The sequence below is a fragment of the Alteromonas sp. genome (assembly GCF_984505615.1).
Genome location: NZ_CFHOXV010000002.1, coordinates 105969 through 125388 on the forward strand (window position 1 = coordinate 105969; position 19420 = coordinate 125388).

The following is a 19420-nucleotide window of genomic DNA, read 5'->3' on the forward strand; positions in this document are numbered from 1 at the left end:
CAGGCGTGAAAGGTAGTATAGATAGGACACAGAATGAGTATACAGTTTTTGGAATTTGAACAGCCGATCGCTGAACTAGAAGCAAAAATCGAAGAGCTTCGGCTGGTTAATCAGGGCGGTGAATTTGACGTTGGTATTGAAGAAGAAATCACAAAACTTCGTACTAAAAGTTCGGATTTAACCCGCAAGATTTTCTCAGATCTGGGCGCCTGGCAGATTTCCCAGCTTGCCCGTCACCCCATGCGTCCCTACACGCTGGATTATGTTGGCCGTATCTTCACTGAGTTTGATGAACTGGCGGGTGATCGTGCATACGCTGACGACAAGGCGATTGTTGGTGGTCTGGCAAAAATCGACGATCAACCAATCATGCTGATTGGTCATCAGAAGGGGCGTGATACGCACGAAAAAATTAAGCGTAACTTTGGTATGCCAAAACCTGAAGGTTACCGTAAAGCCCTGCGTCTGATGAAAATGGCTGAGCGTTTCAATTTGCCTATCGTTACCCTTATCGACACGCCGGGAGCATATCCGGGTGTTGGCGCAGAAGAACGTGGACAGAGTGAAGCCATTGCCCGCAACTTGTTTGAAATGGCTCAGCTTCGAGTGCCGATCATCTGTACCGTTATCGGTGAAGGTGGTTCCGGTGGTGCACTGGCCATTGGTGTTGGCGACCGCGTTAACATGCTGCAATATTCTACCTATTCCGTTATTTCTCCGGAAGGTTGTGCATCTATTCTGTGGAAGAGCGCGGATAAAGCGCCATTGGCTGCCGATGCGATGGGCGTAAGTGCACCACAAATCAAAGAGCTGGGTTTAATTAACAGTATTGTTGAAGAGCCTTTAGGTGGTGCACACCGTGACCATGACGGCATGGCTGCAAACCTGAAAGCGACCATCAAACAGCAATTGAACCAGTTAAAAACACTGGATGTGGAAAACCTGATGGAAGAGCGTTACCAGAGACTGATGTCTTTCGGTTACTGCTGATCCGGAGCGGGTTACGATGGCTGGTGAAATGGATGTCAGTACGCTGTGTTCTGACATCATCCGCACAACAGCCAGGTTGCTCGATACTGTTACCCCGTCGCCAAACTGCCTTGTGGTAGGTTTCAGTGGCGGGGTAGACTCCGGTTTATTACTCCACGCACTCTCTTCATATTCTTCTTTGCCCGTTCACGGGGTGTATATCCATCACGGTCTGAGTCCCAACGCAGACGCGTGGCAAAATCACTGCGAAACTTTTTGTCGCCAGCGCAATGTTATCTTTTCTGCGTTATCCGTTAATGTGACGGTTCAGTCCCGAACCAGCCTTGAGGCAAGTGCCAGAGACGCCCGTTATGATGCATTACTGCGCTATTGCCGGCAGCACAACGGTGCGCTGGTTTTAGGCCAGCATCAGGACGACCAGCTCGAAACCTTATTACTGGCGGTGAAGCGGGGAAGCGGGCCGGCAGGTCTGGCTGGCATGCCCTGGCTGCATTACCGGCAAGTTAGTGAGAGCGAGTCACCCGTTGCTGTTCTCCGGCCTCTGCTTAATTTTCGCCGTGAAGATATTGAGGCTGCGGCGGATTCACTGGGGATGCCGTGGGTTGAAGATGAGTCCAATCAGGACGACCGTTTTGACCGTAATTTCCTTCGCAATCGTGTACTGCCGGATATGCACAGGCGCTGGCCCGGCTTTGCAAAAGCCGCTTCACGCTCCTGTGAACTGTTGCAGGAACAAAATGCATTGCTGGCAGAAGTGACTGCTGAACGGCTTAAAGACGCTGAGACCGTTAACGGTGGACTGAGCGTTCCTGCTTTGCTGCTGCAAAGCACTGGCTGGCAGAGGGCGATTATACGTCACTGGCTGACCGGACGGGGTGTGACCTTGCCTTCTAAAGCTCAGATGGACGAGGTCCTCGCTATGTTACATGCCAGAGACGATGCCATACCGTGCGTTAAAGCCGGCGCTGGCGTGATCCGCCGCTACAACAGCGAACTGTTATTTACTGCGGATAGCGGGAGCTGCACGGACGATATGATGCAGGAAAGCGGTGATCCGCAACCGGTAGATATAGAGCAGTGGCAGCAAGTCCCCGGGTTGCCGGTAACATTTAAAATCTCCGGCCCGGGTGACTGGCAGCGGGTACCGGCGGTGAGTCTGGATAAAATTTATGTGAGCCGGAATCCCACAGGGAAAACAGCGCGGAAATGGTTTAAGCAGTGGAAGATACCGCCCTGGGAAAGAGAACGCATTCCTGTTTTACTATGCAATGGTGAAGCGGCAGCTTTGCTGTTGACAGACAGAGTGGTCTGGCTGGCGGCCGGCAATCAGGATCTTAATAGAATAATGTACAAAAGCAGCGGTGAATAAGATTGCAGTCTTCTGGTAAAGAGGCAAGGTTTTGCCTCTTTATTTAAAAGCCTGCGGGGAGATTATGCCGCAAGATAAGCATTCTTTCCGGCGGCTTTGACCTGGTATAACGCGTGATCAGCACGCTCAAATAACGACTGCATGTTGTCTCCCTGACGGTAGACCGCACCGCCGATACTGCAGGAAACTCCGTGACCTTTAAGTAACGGGTTCTTTTCGATTCGTTTGTTGAGACGGTCAGCAATGACTTTCAGCGACTCTTTTTGTTTGCAGTCCAGCAGACAACAAAACTCATCACCCCCGATGCGGAATGCTTCATCTTCATTACGCAGCACTGACGAAATCTCTGCAGCCACAGCTTGCAATACCTTGTCACCTTCCTGATGCCCGTAGGTGTCATTCACTGTCTTAAAGTTGTCTAAGTCTATGACCAGTAATCCGAATTTTTCATCATGGCGATCTGCTCTGCTGGTCAGACGGCCACAGGACTCATCAAATGCGTTGCGGTTACCTAATGTGGTCAGTGCATCTTTTGTCGCCATTTTTTTCAGTCGCTCGAACTCCAGAGCATTGGCGAACTGATGGCTGAAAAGAACGTGTAACTCAGCTACACACTGACGTTCTTCCCTTGATGGCATGCTGGCAAACACATAGCGGATGTATTCCGGCGCGGATGTGCTGTGACGGTTATTCATAGGCAGCATCAGAGTGTTTGTGTCATTGTCTTCCGGCTTAATGCGGCCATAACTCAGGTGACGTGACGCATCGCTCAGGTTGAGGTGAACGAGTGCAACATGTTGTCTGAGCTGATGAAAGTATAAAGAACCCAGTGCAGAAATATCGATAGTTGACAGGATCTGCCCCAGGAAACTGTTTTTCTGATCGGCAGTTAACCGCGGGCCGGATGAGGCCATAGGATAAAAGCTGTCAGGGTATACGTGTTCATAAACAGAAGTTGAGAATTCCAAAACAGTACTCCTCGGGAACATGGGTTATACTTAGCATTGATTGTTTACTTTTACGTCAGAAAATCGTCATCTAAGCGTGTCTGACTAAAGTCTTGCAAGTGGTGTGCCTGCTTGTAGTGCCGGATTAAAGGAGTTGCCGTGGTAGCAAGTGGATTTGGACAAGTCGTAGTGTTAATGGCACTGTCAGTGGTCAGTGTCGCAGTATTCCGAAAGCTTCATTTGCCCCCGATTCTGGCCTATCTTTTTGCCGGACTGCTCACCGGCCCTGAACTGCTGGCGTTGTTTCCTCATCCGGAAGACATGCACCTGCTGGCAGAAATCGGGATTGTATTTCTGTTATTTTCTCTGGGGCTCGAGTTTTCTCTGCCCAAGCTCATGTCCATGCGCTCACTGGTTTTCGGTGTCGGATTAGGGCAAATGGTCGTTACTACGGGTGTGTTCTCAGCAATCGCACACTTTCTCGGATTTGCCTGGGGGCCGGCAGTTATCATCGGTGGTATGCTGGCATTGAGCTCCACTGCTATCGTCATTAAGCAGCTTACTGAAGCCGGAGCACTTAATCACCGTCGTACAGAAATGGCCATCAGTATTCTGCTGTTTCAGGATCTGGCAGTGGTGCCATTCCTCATTGCCATTCCATTAATGTCATCAGAACAAAACATCAGTCTCGCCACCGCGTTAATTCAGGCACTCATAAAAGGTGTACTGGTCGTGATCCTGCTGCTGTCTGCCGGCAAGTGGGTTTTACCCTGGATATTTCGTGAAGTGGCGAAAACCAGAACTGATGAGTTGTTCGTGCTTACCACGATTCTGGTGGCTATTCTGGCCGGCGGGCTGACCTATATTTTCGGTTTATCCATGGCGCTGGGAGCTTTTCTTGCCGGGATGATGCTGGGAGAAAGCCAGTATAAGTACCAGCTGGAAGCGGACATCCGGCCATTCAGAGATATTCTGATGGGCCTGTTTTTCGTTACTGTCGGCATGCAACTCAATCTGCACGTACTTTATCAGGATGGTCTGTGGATATTCAGTGGGGTGGCGGTATTAATGGTACTTAAGGTGCTGGTGTTGCGCCTGGTTGCAAGGTTACTGAATTCTGACGCGGTGGATGCCTGGGCCACCGGCATCAAATTGTGTCAGATTGGCGAATTCAGTTTTGTTATTGCTGCACTGGCTACCGCAGAAGGAGTCATCGACAGCAGAACATCTTCTATTATCATCAGTATGGGCGTGATCAGCATGGCACTGACACCGCTGCTGGTAACCCGCAGTGTGGCCTGGGCGCAGAAACTCGAACCTGCGTCAGCGGTCAACGTGGAGCCCGACAGTGCCATTCCTGAAGCTTCAGCTTTGCAAAACCATATTGTCATCGCCGGATTTGGCAGGGTGGGGCAGTCTGTTGCCCGTTTGCTGAAACTGGAGAACATTGCCTTTATCACCATTGATGCAGACCCGGTAAGGGTGCACGAAAGCCGCAATGCCGGCGAACCGATTTTATTTGGTGATGCCAGCCAGAAGGACATTCTTGAAAATGCCGGTGTTGGCAGAGCCAGTTTACTGCTGGTCACTTTTGATCAGCCTGAGAAAGCTAAGCAGGTCATTAACGCAGCAAGGCAAATCTCGCCGGACATCAATCTAATGGTACGCACAAAACGGGACTATCAGCTGGATGCTTTGTATAAAGCCGGTGCCAGTCAGGTTGTACCTGAAATACAGGAAGGCAGTCTGATGCTGATTTCCCAGGTGCTGCATTATGCCGGCGTACCCATGTCGCGGATCCTGCGAAGGGTGAGGGAGGAACGCCAGGGGCGGTACGATCACCTGCACGGCTTTTATCCCGGGGAAACCACTGAAATCAGCTACGGCACTGAAGATAAGCTGGAGTTTGTTCATGCTGTTGTATTGAATAACGATGCAGCCTGTTTAGGCCAGTCGTTGTCAGACATCGATTTTCAAAGAATGCGGGTAAGACTGCAGGGGCTGAGAAGGAATGGCAGCGAAATTGCGCAGCCGGATGGAAATGAAGTGTTGCAAGCCGGTGATGTGCTAGTCATCGCCGGCAAGCCCAGAAGGGTAGAGCGGGCAGAACGTCGTTTTATGGACGGTGCCTGACAAAGCCGTTATGCAACTTTACCGCTCTCAAGATCTTTAAATTGCTTTTTGAGATCGTAATTTTCTTCGGTGACGATTTTTTCCAGTACTTCAACGCGCTCCCGTAGTGCCGCGATTTCGGCTTCCATGGCTTTATCACTACGGATATCTTTTTTCGATTTACTCTTGTCTTTCGCTGCAGTGACGATAGAGACCAGTGCCCAGGCACAGATTGCAACAATGACAACGGCGGTTGTATTCATTTTGTTCCCTCAACAAAGTAAAATTTTAGTGTAACGGCTTACGGGCATTTTGTCGTTAATTCAGCCTGTTTTATAACCTTTTTGTACAATTTAAATCGTAACATTGTGTTTTTCATCAGTCTGAATTTTTGCATACAGACCCGCTTTAACCGTGCTTTTGCTGTATGATAATTAAGAGTACGCAAGATTGTGACCAATTTGGTAAATCATTATATTTCAATTGGTTATGATTTTTAATATACCGTGTACTGTATTCCTTTAGTTGAAATAACCAAAAGTTTGGTCAAAATAACCAATGAGTAACGAAGAATTATTCAGTGATGAATACTGGATGCAGCAGGCGTTGCTTCGTGCTGATAAAGCTGAAGCGATTAACGAAGTACCGGTGGGCGCGATAGTCGTTGCAGACGGAAAGATCATCGGAGAAGGCTGGAATTCACCGATTACAGACCATGATCCCGCCGCTCATGCAGAAATGCTGGCCGTACGTGCAGCCGCCAGCCACATAGAAAATTACCGGGTTACCGGTGCGACCCTTTACGTCACTCTTGAGCCCTGTGCTATGTGTGCCGGAATGCTGGTGCACGCACGGATCGCCAGAGTGGTATTCGGTGCCAGTGATTTAAAAACCGGTGCCGCGGGATCAGTGATGCAGTTGTTGCAGCATCCTGAACTTAATCACCAATGTGATATTACCGGAGGCGTGCTGGCTGGTGTTTGCGGAGAAAAATTGTCTGCATTTTTCCGGCGTCGCCGGGCTGAAATCAAAGCTGCTAAGTTATTGGCCAGAGCGACTCAGGCAGAAGAGTGCGGGGGAAATGGGGAGGAGTAGTCCGGAACTGCTACTGGCAGGTTGACTCCGGACTTTTCGCGAACATTTCATGAGTCATAAAATGACGGCGGCGTTGAAGGACCCGTTGATGGGCACGTTTAATCATTAATTTTCTGCGGTTATTACTTTTCAAAATTTTCTTTGCCTTTATTGCTTTTTGTCTTCTCATAAACCCTCCTCATCCTTAAATGTGTAAGGAGAACGTATTCAGGGTGGCATTGTTCTTATGCCTCATGCCGTTCTACCGGTATAACATGAAGGCTTTATGACAATTTTCAATCTTTTTCAGACAGTGTTTCCAACGTTGTTGCGTACTGCTGAATATTTTCTGTAAATCTCACTGTGTCTGCGCTGTCTGCATAGCCATAATCAAGGTGACGGTAAACGTCCTTAACGGCCAGTAATGGATAGCGCTGTTTCACATCCAGCCAGCGGTCATTGTTGCCGCCCTGGCGGGATGTCAGTTCCCGGCAATCCTCAAGATGTGTCAGTCCGGTGCGCCACGCTGCAAGGGTCATCATCATCCTCTCCGTAGCGGGGATCCGTGACGGAATTTTCTCATGCAGTGTAAGCAGTTGCTCTACTGCATCTGCGGTTTCACCGGCATCTTCCCACTGATTTAATTGCCAGGCGAAAGCTGCCAGCAGAGTCCAATTAGCATCGCTGTCGTAAGCACTGAATTGCTCTTTGAGAGCAGTTATTTTTCCGGCAGCCGTAAGAATGAATGCCGGAATATCTGCCTCTTGCAGCGGAGCCGCCGGCGTCAGCCATTCATTCTGCATTTTGGCAACCACACGTTGTTGCCTGAGCGTCGCAAAGTAATCAAAGACTGCACTGCGAAGAGAGTCATCAAGGCGGGCAGAGAATGCCCAGGCGGTGCCGGCATACGCCGGTCCGGTAACCATATCTGCTGACAATGCCTGCGCTCCGGCATCACTGCTCACAATCAAATCGATAGCTGAGTCGGCCAGAGCAGCGTTCAGACTGTGGTCGTCGTAATAGGGGATAAGTGCCAGTTCCACGCCAAGGTAATCAGCGAATCCGGCGATCAGTGTGTAATCAAACCCGCGGGGACCCTGCGGGCCATATTCATAACGTGAAGGTGCATACTCAATGCCTGCTGTCAGCTTACCGGCTTCCTTAACAGAACGAAGGTGATTGGGTAATTCAGGTTCGCTGCAGGCGGAAACGGTCAGAACTAACAGCAAACCGGTAACGGAACGTAACATTACTGTCAGTGGGGCAGACAGGAGAAAAGACATCTTACTCGACACGGTTAGTGGTATTACCTTTGGTTGAAAATCGAAAAAAAACTAAACTTGTTTTGAATGTAGGTTATCAAGTGGCCGGAATTCCTCTATAATCCGCGCCGAAATCCTCGTCCATCCAAGAGATAGCGTTTTGAGCTGTCAGACGTTATTTCCAAACAATCAGGTAAAGCGATATGTTGGTCCTTAGAGGCGCACCCGCCCTGTCTGAATTCAGACAAACTAAACTTATTGAACGGCTGGGTCAATCCGGTATCACCGTGAATGGCATTTATGCAGAGTTTGTTCATCTGGTGAACACAACGCAACCTTTGACCGACGATGCTCGTCAGGTCTTAGATAAACTCCTCACTTACGGTCCGAAAGCGCAGACCAAAGCACCCGCTGGCGAATGTTTCTTTGTAACGCCTCGTCCGGGTACTATCTCCCCCTGGTCATCTAAAGCCACCAACATTGCACAGAACTGTGGCCTTACCGCCATCGACCGCATTGAGCGTGGTTGTGCATATTATGTTGACGTAAACGGCGAATTATCTGATGCAGATAAAGCGCTGGTGGCGGCAGAACTGCACGACCGCATGACTGAGTCGGTATTTGCAGCACCGGAAAGTGCGGCGGTTCTCTTCGAGCAGGCTGAAGGACAAAGCTTTACCTCGGTGGACGTGCTGGGAAGCGGCAAGCAGGCACTGATTGATGCGAATATCAGTCTGGGTCTGGCGCTGGCCGACGATGAAATTGATTACCTGTTTGACAGCTTTACCCGTTTAGGCCGTAACCCCAACGATGTTGAGCTGTACATGTTCGCGCAGGCTAACTCTGAGCACTGCCGACACAAGATTTTTAACGCCAGCTGGACAATTGATGGCGTGGAGCAGGACAAATCCCTGTTCAAGATGATTAAAAACACCTTCGAAACCCACCCTGAATTTGTTCACTCTGCTTATAAAGATAACGCGGCTGTGATGGAAGGCTGGCAGGCGGGGCGTTTCTTCCCGAACCCGCAGTCGCATCAGTACGAATATCATCATGAAGATATCGACATTCTGATGAAGGTGGAAACCCACAACCACCCAACAGCCATTTCGCCGTTCCCGGGTGCCGCTACCGGTTCCGGTGGTGAAATCCGTGACGAAGGTGCAACAGGCCGTGGCTCCAAGCCTAAAGCCGGTCTGGTGGGCTTTACCGTTTCTAACCTGCGCATTCCGGGGGCTGAGCAACCGTGGGAAGCCAACTATGGCAAACCACAGCGTATCGTCAGCGCGCTGGACATCATGATTGAAGGCCCGCTGGGTGGCGCGGCGTTTAACAACGAATTCGGTCGTCCTAATCTGTTAGGTTATTTCCGTACCTATGAGCAGGAAGTCTCCAGCTTTAACGGTGTGGAAGTACGTGGTTACCATAAGCCAATCATGCTGGCCGGTGGCCTGGGTAACATCCGTAAATCCCATATCGAAAAAGGCGAAATCACCGTTGGTGCGAAACTTATCGTGCTGGGTGGTCCTGCAATGAATATCGGTCTCGGTGGCGGCGCGGCGTCGTCTATGGCGTCCGGTCAGTCTAACGAAGATCTGGATTTTGCTTCTGTACAGCGTGACAATCCTGAAATGGAGCGTCGCTGTCAGGAAGTTATCGATGCCTGCTGGCAGTTAGGTGACAACAACCCGATCCAGTTTATCCATGATGTGGGCGCGGGCGGTCTGTCTAACGCATTGCCTGAACTGGTTAACGACGGTGGTCGTGGCGGTAAATTCGAACTGCGTGACGTGCTCGCCGACGAAGCGGGTATGACGCCACTGGAACTTTGGTGTAACGAATCACAGGAACGTTATGTTCTGTCTGTTGCACCTGAGAACCTGGAAAAATTTGCGGCGATTTGTGCCCGTGAGCGTGCCCCGTTTGCGGTAGTGGGTGAAGCCACTGAAGAACAACACTTGTCATTGCACGATGCTGACTTCGATAACCAGCCGATTGATATGCCACTGGATGTATTGCTAGGTAAGCCACCTAAAATGCATCGTGATGTGAAATCAGAAAGCGTTGCGCCGGAAGCGCTGAAGCGTGAAGACATCACGCTGGCTGATGCGGCTCAACGCATGCTGCGCCTGCCAACAGTCGCGGAGAAAACCTTCCTTATTACCATTGGTGACCGCTCGGTAACCGGTCTGGTCTCACGTGACCAGATGGTGGGTCCGTGGCAGGTGCCGGTGGCTGACGTGGCGGTTACCGCCAGTGCGTTTGATACCTATCACGGTGAAGCCATGTCTATGGGTGAACGTACGCCTGTAGCATTGTTGTCTCACGGCGCATCTGCCCGTCTGGCAGTGGGTGAAGCACTGACTAACATTGCTGCATCAAATATTGGTGATATCAAGCGTATCAAACTGTCTGCGAACTGGATGGCTGCTGCCGGTCACCCGGGCGAAGATGCGGGTCTTTACGAAGCCGTAAAAGCGGTAGGTGAAGAACTGTGTCCGGCGCTGGGTCTGACGATTCCGGTAGGTAAAGACTCTATGTCGATGAAAACAGCATGGCAGGACGAAAACGGCGCTGACAAGGCAGTAACGTCTCCGTTGTCGCTGGTGATCACCGCATTTGGTGCAGTAAAAGACATCCGTAAAACGCTGACGCCACAACTGCGTACCGATAAAGGCGCAACCCGCCTGATGCTGATTGACTTAGGCGCGGGGCAGAATCGTCTGGGCGCAAGCTGTCTGGCACAGGTTTATCAGCAACTGGCTGACAAACCGGCTGATGTGGACAACGCAGAAACCCTGCTGGGCTTCTTCAATGCCGTACAGGCAATGATTGAAAAAGAACTGGTTATTGCGTACCACGACCGGTCAGACGGTGGTCTGTTTACAACCATAGCGGAAATGGCGTTTGCCGGTAAAACTGGTGTAACGGTTTCTCTTGATGGTCTGGCAGAAGATGATCTGGCGGTACTGTTCAACGAAGAACTGGGCGCGGTTATTCAGGTTGCAGAGAGCGACATTGAAGCTGTGAAAGCCATTGCTGAAGCGAACGGTCTGGGTGAACTGCTACACGATATTGGTACACTGAATTCTACTGACATGGTTGAATTTGTTCGTGGTGACGTAGCCGTGCTTACCGATACCCGCGTGAACCTGCGTACCATGTGGGCCGAAACCACGCACAATATGCAAAGCCTGCGTGATAACCCGAAATGTGCTGACGAAGAACATGCTGCCAAGCAGGATGCGGCAGATCCGGGTCTGAGCGCGAAGCTGAGCTACGATGTAAACGAAGACGTTGGAGCGCCTTACATCGCGAAAGGTGTGAAGCCGGAGGTAGCAATTCTGCGTGAGCAGGGCGTTAACTCTCATCTGGAAATGGCAGCGGCATTTACCCGCGCTGGCTTTACTGCTATCGACGTGCACATGAGTGACGTACTCAGCGGCCGTGTGTCTCTGGACAACTTTAAAGGTCTGGCGGCTTGTGGTGGTTTCTCTTACGGTGACGTACTGGGTGCCGGTGAAGGTTGGGCGAAGTCGATTCTGTTCAATGCTCAGGCCCGTGACCAGTTTGCCGCTTTCTTTAACCGCGACGATACGTTCAGCTTAGGCGTGTGTAACGGTTGTCAGATGCTGTCTAACCTCAAATCGTTAATCCCTGGCACAGAATACTGGCCACACTTTGTGACTAACGTGTCTGAGCGCTTTGAAGCCCGCGTTGCCATGGTAGAAGTAATGGAGTCAAACTCTGTGCTGCTGCAGGGCATGAAAGGCTCGATGATGCCTATCGCGGTATCACATGGTGAAGGTCAGGCGGAGTTTGCCTCTGCTGACGCACTGAGTGCGGTACAGAGCGCAAATCAGGTAGCACTGCGTTATGTGAACAACTACGGTCAGGTAGCTGATACCTATCCTGCGAACCCGAACGGTTCTCCAGCAGGTATCACGGGTCTGACATCAGCTGACGGTCGTGCGACCATCATGATGCCTCACCCGGAGCGTGTATTCCGCACAGTAGCGAACTCTTGGCGCCCGGACGACTGGCAGGAAGACGGCGCGTGGATGCGCATCTTCCGCAACGCCCGCGTATTTGTCGGCTAGGTTGAGGTTGTAAAACCGCTTCTCGCACGAAGAGGGGCTGCGTTTTAAAAACACGCCGAGAAACCATCCCTGGTGGCTCGGTTGCGGCGTCCCTGCCGCAAACGGTTTTTAAAACGCAGCCCCTCTTTTTTTTGTGCGAGCGCTGGTTAGTCAACCTGTTCAGCACTATAGTCGCTTCCGCATTGCGCGGCGCGACCGGGGTTCAGAAACACGCATAAACCCATCCATGGGGCTCGGCTGCGGCATCCCTGCCGCAGACGGTTTCTGAACCCCGGGCGCACTCGTTGTTTGCGGAAGCTCACATCTTCAGCCTTCTCTGGCTCTCAATTTAAGCTCGTTTGCGGCGCCCTTGCCGCAAACGGTTTTTAAAACGCAGCCCCTCTTTTTTTGTGCGAGCGCTGGTTAGTCAACCTGTTCCGATTTCGCTGAAGAACGGAGACCGTTGCAAGTTAAAAACACGCCGTGAACCCATCCCTGGGGCCCGGCAGCCGCTTCCCTGCGGCTGACGGTTTTTAACTTTTGCAACGGAATCCGTTCTGCGAAATCTTAGATCTTCAGCCTTTTCAGTTTTCAAACCCGGCCGCACTCGCTGTTTGCGGAAGCCGAATCTCCTTAACCATTCCTGCTCAGTTACAAAGGTTTACGGAAATTAATTAATTTTTACATTTTCCGGAACAATTTTAACCGGACGTGGTCTGCATATACTGAGCGCCAAAAATAAGTTGTTTCAGTGTCAAATTTTTGAACCGATCTCTTGTGATCTGTAAATCACTGTTTTACATTAGGCGTGTCAGGAAGACTTATAAAAGGTAGCAATGGAAGCGGGTTGTTTGGTTAGGATCGTTAGGGATCCGCAGTTAACGTTAGATAATAAGAGACGAATATGTATCGTTCTGGTAAGGGGTTCGGTTTAACCGGTGTCGCTGTCGCAGTCTTGTTTATGATTCTGACCGCTGTATTCAGTTCTTCCGCAAGTTCCGCAGAATTAAAAGTGAGCGAAAAGCGCTCGCAATCAATCTGATTGCTGTTTAGTCGCAGGGTCAGTTAACAGTGCACTCTTCGCATTGCGGAGTGGGTTAGTACTGTCTTCAAAAACTTCCGGTTTAGTCAATTTCGTAAACACCAGAATGATTACCGGTGTAGACGCAATACCTGAAACACATTTCAAAACCGCCTCACATAGCATTTCAACGGCCGGTCTTTAAACATAGATCACTATCGCAATTTTTCCACATTATCTTTTTATCTTTTTCTATTTTTTTCGCGGTTTATTAACTTTTGTTGCGGATGTTTTTTCAGCAATACATAGGTTGCGCCGAAACCGCCATGACCGGGTTGTGCGGTATGCCACGCGATGACGAATTCCAGTTCGGCGAGCCAGTGATTTACGTAGCTTTTTTTCATTGCCGGAACCGGCTTACTGTTTTCGCCTTTGCCATGCTGAACAAGCAGAGCGCGTGTGCCCCGTTCATGGGCGTTTTTGAGTTGCTTGTAAAGTAAGTCTCTGGACTCAGCGAGGGTCAGGTTTTTAAGGGATATACGCTGTTCAAGTTCATACTTACCCAGCCGTAAGTTCTTAAACACACCGTCCTGAATGCCGGGTTGTTGAAAAGCAATGAAATCGTCGGGTTTGACGGGCTTCACGTTTTCCATGCTGAGGGGATTAAATATGTCCGGATTATCTTTGGCCAGTGCGGCTCTTTTGGCCTTTTTCGCAAGGCTGTCCTGTGCGTCGTGATTGAATACTTTGTCGTCTGTAGTTATCCGTTGTACATCGCCCATCTCTTCCATGAAAGAACGTAAATCATCATCGTCGAACTGGTGGTGCATGGCTGACCTCGAACACAAAGAATATGTCGCTTAACGCTATGGCGTCCCTAGCTGGAATCGAACCAACATCTAAGCCTTAGGAGGGCCTTGTTTTATCCATTAAACTATAGGGACATCCGGTCCGGAACTGCCGGAGAAACGCTATTATAGCTATCCTGAATGGAAGTTGAACCCGCAATTCTCTGATTTACCGTGTTTTCTATCGTCTGGCTACAAAATCATTGGGCTGGATATTGGCAAGAATTCCTCCGTCAACCGCTTCAACCGTAGCGCTGTCAACGGATGCGCTGGTTACCCGCACTTTCACCGGATAAAGGTTATATTGCAAAAATGTCATGCCCTGCGGATCGCGCACCTGGCTGGTTTTATAGACGGTGAGTTCGTCACCGGGTTGAATACCATGGCTGCGGCCAATGGATACCTGCAAGACATCGCCTCTGACGGCCAGTACCCGGCCGGTAGCCGGCTGACAGGTGAGCATATCATCAATGTCTTCCACCACACCGGTAAACAACCGGTTGACGGCTTTGCCGTATTCACTTTGCCAGAACCGGTAGCTGCTGACATCAATCTGTGAGAACTGATCGAATTCCCACACGGCTTCGGTAGCATAATTTTTCTGCATGAGTACGGCACCGTTCATACCGTCTACCAGAGATACATCGAGAGAAAACTGACGCAATGCATCATCATCCTTCCAGAATGCCAGTGAAGAGTGAGCGGGACGCAGCATACTCAAATCTGTGATGGTTGCCGCCAGAATGTATTGTGAGCGGCTCTGACGGGCCAGGTCAGGTGCCTGAGCCAGCACATTCGCGCGGTTCCATCTGACAGTGTAGGGCACTATCTGAGCCAGTGAAGTTAATTCAGAGCGGGCTTTAAATAATTGCTGGAGGTGTCTGGGTGCCTGTTCGGATAAATCGTGGATTTGTCCGTCCTGTGCCTGCGCCCTGTGTTCGATAGGAAACCAGGTGGTGACCAGGGTTTTTTGAAAGTCAGCAGCACTGCATGAGGCGGTTTGCGGGAAAATGTCAGCCCGTATGGTTACTGTCACATAATCGCTGTGCCATTTCTCATCAATAAGCTCAAGGTTGTTCACTTCTCCGCTGGCACTGATTTGAAGCCTGTCTTCCTGCAACAGTCCGTTTGTCAGCATCTGAACACTTTGCACCGAAGCGCCGGCAAAAATCATTGCCTGTCTGATCGCCTCTTCGGTGGCCTTTGCTTTGGCGGCAATTTTATCTCCGCCCTGGATGAGTGCCTGTCCTCTGGCTTCATACCAGGCGGCAGAAGTTTGCCACGACAGTAATAAAAATAGCCCTGTAAGAAACAGTTTAATCCCCGCTGGCCGGAGCAAATTGTCAATTCGAGTCATCTTTATCACCGCAATCATATTTAAAATGAAGCGGAACCGCTGGCAAAGCAGCGTTTCCGGCTTTATGTGCAAAGACAAGAGCAAAAAACGTTCCTGAAATTGCGTCTGAAAAATGGCGCGGAACATCAGGGCACGGTTATTGCTGGAAACGGGTAACAGAAACAATCTGCTGTGGATGCAGAACAATGGTGTTCAGCGACATTCAGCAAACTGATTAAGAACTACAGGTGGGTTATGCAATCTATTATCCTGCAATCAGCAAGAGCTACGGGCGTCAGCCTGGTATTACTGCTGGGTGGTTGCTCAGGGCTTATTGATAAGCATGTTGAGTGGGAAGTGGTGGAGCCGGAAAGTTACCCCGTGCTGACAGCGATAGGATATGCACCGGTTGCGCAGCAAATGGGTCAGACGGAAAATGACCGCTCTCTGATGGCAATGAAAGCATCAAAGCTGGATGCCTACCGCGAACTGGCTGAGCAGGTATACGGTCAGCGACTGAATGGTTCCCAGTCGGTGGCAAACATGGTAATGCAGGATTCGCAATTAAAAGCATCCGTTGAAGGCGTGATCCGCGGCGCGAGGGTGATAAAAAGTTATCCGGTGGGCGAGGATACTTACGCTACTGAGTTAGAGCTGGACATGCGTAAGGTGTACGATATTTACCTGACAACCGCTAAGCCTAAAAGGATTAGAGACGTTACTTATTACTGAGCCGGTTTACTGACTCCGGTCTTCTGCAAAAAGCAAAAAAGCCCGTTTTCACGGGCTTTTTGGTACTTTTCACTATTATCAGGCGCTCACGCCTCTGCCTAATCCGGAGCCTTTCGGCTTTCCGCTTTTATCGTAGGTCAGAGATTCTTTGGCGCGGACTTCCAGCATTAAATTACGCAGGTGGGTCAACCTGAGCTGACCCTGTTCAACGGCTTTTTGATTAACTGATGTACGGTACTGACACTCTTCGAGAAGCTTTTTGGCCTGGGCAATCAAGGCGGAAACATCGTCTGGCGCTGTTTTTTCCGCTGTAAGTGCAGTGTACTGCTTACTGATAGCAATATCACTTTGCTGAATGGTATCGAGGGTTTGCTCTTTATCCTTGAGCAGATTCATCAATGCCTCAGCATCCCGGGAGCTGATCAGGTGCAATTCCTGTTCAAGCAAAGTTGCCAGATGCGTTAAGTTTGCGATCTGTTGCTCCAGTGCCTGTACCAGTGACTGCGACATAAATTACTCTCTACGATTTAATGCCAAAAACCTGCGCTTCTAACCGTGCGATTTTCTGCGCCAGGGAATCCGGGTCGATTTTATACTCACCACTTTGAATGGCTTTCTTCAGTTTGTCGACCTTTTCCTGATTGACCGGCGCCTCAGTGCCTTTCTTCTGCACCTGACTTAACTGCTGAGCAGACTGAGTCAGTGAGACAGAATCCTGGCGCGGAGCCGTCGTCTGTGTATTTTTCGCCGCAGCTTCCTGTTGCTGCGCCGTTTGTGTCTGTGCCTGCTGATTATTCAGCTTTGCATTGTCAATGGGCGCCTTAGGGGTTCCATTGTTAACATTGTTGATTGCCATAAATTTTTTCCACTACCAATAACACCTCATACACGTTATCGGCCTGAACTGGCGCATCTTTAACCTTTTTTCAGTATTTTTTACTGTTTCAGGCTACAAATTCACAACCACTGTTTGCGTGCTGGCAACTTCAGCGATAAGCGTCTTTTTCGACGATGCGTTAACTACCTGAATACTATCGCCTATTACCCCGTCCTGTCTAGCGATGCCGGCCGTTTTCACCTGCATTCCCGCGGCCTGAGCACGGATAGTGATGCGATCACCTTTACACACAAAGCATAGCATATTTGCCTGTACAGGCTGACCGTCACGGACCCGTCTTTTCATCCTCGCACCGATAAGTTCTTTTTGCGACATGTAACTGGTGTGCCGCAGCTGGTTAATGTCTACTTCAGCCAGCTTCAGGTTTGCTGATGTCAGCACTGTGCCCGGGCTGATAAGTCCGGAGGTCACCACCACCGTGCGGGTCCGCGCAACCCGTGCGTTGGTAAACAGGTACCAGTCGTTGTTGCCGCAACTCACTCTCACTGAAATATAGGACTGGGTGAGGGCGCTGCTGTCTGCGTGATACTGAAAAGGAGTATGGCAGACGGGGATCTGAATGCGATCATCAACAGGTACAATACTTACCTGAATATTATCGTCGCCGTGAGCGTCACCAATTTCGCTTAACAGATAAGCCTGAGCTTCCTGCTGAATTTTTTCCCGCATCTGCGCTGAAGATTGGGCAAATGCCGGAATACTGGCTATGTTTAGCATCATCAGCAACATAACCATCAGCGGCCTGCTTAAAGATTTCTGCAATAATTTCGATAACTTTTTCTGCATGATGACTTTTTTCGTGTTCAGTTCATTGTATTTTGACTATGATTAAAAGCAGAACCCTTAGATTCGTAACGGTTAAAGTGTCACTTTTTTGGCGATTCTGTTTTTAAACATTAAGTGATATGGTGAAACGCAATGTTCGTGCCCAATTTAAATTAGAGGTGATGTATGTCAGGCATTCTTGATTCCGTTAACCAGCGCACGCAGTTAGTGGGGCAGAATAGGCTGGAGCTACTGTTGTTCAGACTTAACGGCCGTCAGCGCTTTGGTATTAACGTGTTCAAAGTGCGGGAGGTACTGCAGTGCCCGCCATTGACAGCAATGCCTAAATTGAATTCACTGGTACGGGGAATCGCGCATATCCGCGGGCAAACCATTTCTGTTATCGACCTTAGCATGGCAACAGGCGGCAGACGGATTGAAAACCTCGAAACAGCATTTATCGTTATTGCCGAGTACAACCGCTCAGTACAGGGCTTTCTGGTTGGCGCGGTTGAACGCATTATCAATACGAACTGGGATGCCATTATGCCCCCGCCGCAGGGTACGGGCCGCGCCAGTTATCTCACTGCCGTTACGGAAGTGGATAAAGAGCTTGTGGAAATTCTGGACGTAGAAAAAATTCTTAACGAAATTTCTCCGCTCAAAGCCGAGGTTAGTGAAGATGTTATCGCCGGGCTGGATACCACTGCTCAGGAAGATAAGATTATATTCATTGCCGATGACTCTTCTGTTGCCCGCAGTCAGGTGAAAAAAGCGCTGACGGCACTGGGACTGAAAATGGAGCTGGCTAAGAATGGCCTGGAAGCATTGAACCGTCTCAAAGAGATTGCTGCTGAAACCGGCGACGTTACAGATAAAGTGGGCGTACTGGTTTCCGATATAGAAATGCCGGAAATGGACGGATACACTCTGACGGCTGAAATTAAAAATACCCCTGAATTGCAGAAATTAAAAGTGGTTCTGCACACGTCGTTAAGCGGGGTATTCAATCAGGCGATGGTGCAAAAAGTCGGTGCCGATGATTTCATTGCAAAATTCCATCCTGATGAACTTGCTACTGCTGTAGGTAAATGGTTGTCTAACTGATTGACGGGGCCAGGGAAGCTTGAAAAATAAAGAAGTGTCTGCCGACAGTTACCGTCAGTTCGGAACTTTTCTGCAGCAACAGTGTGGCATTTCGTTAGGCGACAACAAGCAATATCTTGTCCGTAGCCGCTTGTCGTCTTTGATGTACGAATACGACTACGACAGCCTGGACGGATTGATTGCAGCAGTGGTACGCGGTGGGAACCGTAATCTGTTGCAATCCGTTCTGGATGCCATGACCACCAATGAAACCCTCTGGTTTCGTGATAATTATCCCTACGAATTACTTATCAATAATATCTTGCCGCAGTACGCCAGTGAAAATCGCCGGTTGCGGATCTGGAGTGCTGCCTGTTCCTCAGGACAGGAACCGTACTCCATCGCTATGTCAGTACTGGAATTTCAGCGGCAAAAACCCGGCGCTTTAAGAGCAGGTGTGGAAATTACCGGCACAGATTTGTCGTCGGCCATGCTGGAGAAGTGCAACAAAGGTGTGTATGACGAACTTTCTCTGGCCCGGGGGTTATCGGCAGAACGCCGACAACGCTATTTCTCTCCCAACAGTGAGGGTATGGTCCAGGTTAATGAGGAAGTACGCAGAATGGTTACTTTCAAAAGCCTGAATCTGCTGCACAGTTATACAGCCCTGGGTCGCTTCGACATCGTATTTTGCCGTAATGTACTGATTTATTTTCCGGCAGAGGTGAAACAAAAGATACTGCAACAAATTGCCGCCCAGATGCAGCCCGGGGGGATTTTGTTCCTCGGCGCTTCGGAATCTATCGGTGAAGCCGGATCTCACTTTACCATGGTGAAGTGCCATCCCGGCCTTTACTATCAAAGAAATAAATAATCCCCTGACGCCCCGCCCGGGGCGTCA

16 protein-coding genes and 1 tRNA gene are annotated in these 19420 nt (G+C 49.9%); 8 read left to right on the top strand and 9 right to left on the bottom strand.

Annotated features, from left to right (window positions below; translation table 11 throughout):
* Nucleotides 1-33: 33 nt before the first annotated feature.
* Both accA and tilS read left to right on the top strand, forming a co-directional pair.
* Nucleotides 34-990, top strand: coding sequence for an acetyl-CoA carboxylase carboxyl transferase subunit alpha (gene accA, locus AC4PME_RS02050; RefSeq protein ID WP_491045066.1), 957 nt, complete (start codon nucleotides 34-36; stop codon nucleotides 988-990).
* A 16-nt stretch (nucleotides 991-1006) separates the two neighbouring features.
* Complete coding sequence (gene tilS, locus AC4PME_RS02055) at nucleotides 1007-2359, top strand: tRNA lysidine(34) synthetase TilS (RefSeq protein WP_491045067.1); 1353 nt, start codon at nucleotides 1007-1009, stop codon at nucleotides 2357-2359.
* A gap of 62 nt (nucleotides 2360-2421) precedes the next feature.
* On the opposite strand, the gene AC4PME_RS02060 is transcribed toward tilS, so the two are convergent.
* On the bottom strand, nucleotides 2422-3327 hold the full coding sequence (locus AC4PME_RS02060) for a GGDEF domain-containing protein (protein ID WP_161599110.1): 906 nt from the start codon (nucleotides 3325-3327) through the stop codon (nucleotides 2422-2424).
* A gap of 174 nt (nucleotides 3328-3501) precedes the next feature.
* Here AC4PME_RS02060 and AC4PME_RS02065 point away from each other — a divergent pair, with 174 nt between their 5' ends.
* A complete protein-coding gene (locus AC4PME_RS02065; protein WP_491045122.1) occupies nucleotides 3502-5439 on the top strand; it encodes a monovalent cation:proton antiporter family protein in 1938 nt (645 codons plus the stop codon).
* Between the two features lie 8 nt (nucleotides 5440-5447).
* On the opposite strand, the gene AC4PME_RS02070 is transcribed toward AC4PME_RS02065, so the two are convergent.
* The gene (locus AC4PME_RS02070; protein ID WP_119500502.1) at nucleotides 5448-5681 is read right to left on the bottom strand and encodes a hypothetical protein; all 234 of its coding nucleotides are present in this window, start codon (nucleotides 5679-5681) and stop codon (nucleotides 5448-5450) included.
* A gap of 295 nt (nucleotides 5682-5976) precedes the next feature.
* Here AC4PME_RS02070 and tadA point away from each other — a divergent pair, with 295 nt between their 5' ends.
* Complete coding sequence (gene tadA / locus AC4PME_RS02075; RefSeq protein WP_491045068.1) at nucleotides 5977-6513, top strand: tRNA adenosine(34) deaminase TadA; 537 nt, start codon at nucleotides 5977-5979, stop codon at nucleotides 6511-6513.
* A gap of 275 nt (nucleotides 6514-6788) precedes the next feature.
* Here tadA and AC4PME_RS02080 read toward each other — a convergent pair whose 3' ends face one another.
* The gene (locus AC4PME_RS02080) at nucleotides 6789-7742 is read right to left on the bottom strand and encodes a membrane-bound lytic murein transglycosylase MltF (RefSeq protein WP_491045069.1); all 954 of its coding nucleotides are present in this window, start codon (nucleotides 7740-7742) and stop codon (nucleotides 6789-6791) included.
* 215 nt (nucleotides 7743-7957) lie between these two features.
* On the opposite strand from AC4PME_RS02080, the gene purL reads away from it, so the two are divergent.
* Nucleotides 7958-11854, top strand: a complete 3897-nt coding sequence (gene purL, locus AC4PME_RS02085) for a phosphoribosylformylglycinamidine synthase (protein WP_491045070.1) — start codon at nucleotides 7958-7960, stop codon at nucleotides 11852-11854.
* Nucleotides 11855-13096: 1242 nt separating this feature from the next.
* Here purL and smrA read toward each other — a convergent pair.
* From smrA to AC4PME_RS02100, 3 genes are all read right to left on the bottom strand, one after another.
* Nucleotides 13097-13684, bottom strand: coding sequence for a DNA endonuclease SmrA (smrA, locus tag AC4PME_RS02090; protein WP_491045071.1), 588 nt, complete (start codon nucleotides 13682-13684; stop codon nucleotides 13097-13099).
* A gap of 39 nt (nucleotides 13685-13723) precedes the next feature.
* Nucleotides 13724-13798, bottom strand: a tRNA-Arg gene (locus tag AC4PME_RS02095).
* A gap of 85 nt (nucleotides 13799-13883) precedes the next feature.
* Entirely contained in the window at nucleotides 13884-15059 is a 1176-nt protein-coding gene (locus AC4PME_RS02100) for a flagellar assembly protein T N-terminal domain-containing protein (RefSeq protein WP_491045072.1), read from the bottom strand.
* Nucleotides 15060-15293: 234 nt separating this feature from the next.
* Here AC4PME_RS02100 and AC4PME_RS02105 point away from each other — a divergent pair, with 234 nt between their 5' ends.
* Nucleotides 15294-15770, top strand: a complete 477-nt coding sequence (locus AC4PME_RS02105; protein ID WP_474865840.1) for an LPP20 family lipoprotein — start codon at nucleotides 15294-15296, stop codon at nucleotides 15768-15770.
* A gap of 78 nt (nucleotides 15771-15848) precedes the next feature.
* On the opposite strand, the gene flgN is transcribed toward AC4PME_RS02105, so the two are convergent.
* The 3 genes from flgN to flgA all read right to left on the bottom strand — a co-directional run bounded on the left by flgN (nucleotide 15849) and on the right by flgA (nucleotide 17454).
* Nucleotides 15849-16280: a flagellar export chaperone FlgN gene (gene flgN, locus AC4PME_RS02110; protein WP_491045073.1), complete on the bottom strand. Its 432-nt coding sequence runs from the start codon at nucleotides 16278-16280 to the stop codon at nucleotides 15849-15851.
* A 10-nt stretch (nucleotides 16281-16290) separates the two neighbouring features.
* Nucleotides 16291-16626: a flagellar biosynthesis anti-sigma factor FlgM gene (flgM, locus tag AC4PME_RS02115; protein ID WP_119500510.1), complete on the bottom strand. Its 336-nt coding sequence runs from the start codon at nucleotides 16624-16626 to the stop codon at nucleotides 16291-16293.
* Between the two features lie 93 nt (nucleotides 16627-16719).
* Nucleotides 16720-17454, bottom strand: coding sequence for a flagellar basal body P-ring formation chaperone FlgA (flgA, locus tag AC4PME_RS02120; RefSeq protein ID WP_491045074.1), 735 nt, complete (start codon nucleotides 17452-17454; stop codon nucleotides 16720-16722).
* A 165-nt stretch (nucleotides 17455-17619) separates the two neighbouring features.
* Between flgA and AC4PME_RS02125 the strand changes: the two genes are divergently transcribed.
* Together AC4PME_RS02125 and AC4PME_RS02130 are read left to right on the top strand one after the other, a co-directional pair.
* Complete coding sequence (locus tag AC4PME_RS02125) at nucleotides 17620-18540, top strand: chemotaxis protein CheV (RefSeq protein ID WP_119500512.1); 921 nt, start codon at nucleotides 17620-17622, stop codon at nucleotides 18538-18540.
* Between the two features lie 19 nt (nucleotides 18541-18559).
* Entirely contained in the window at nucleotides 18560-19393 is an 834-nt protein-coding gene (locus AC4PME_RS02130) for a CheR family methyltransferase (RefSeq protein ID WP_491045075.1), read from the top strand.
* The last annotated feature ends 27 nt before the right edge of the window (nucleotides 19394-19420 follow it).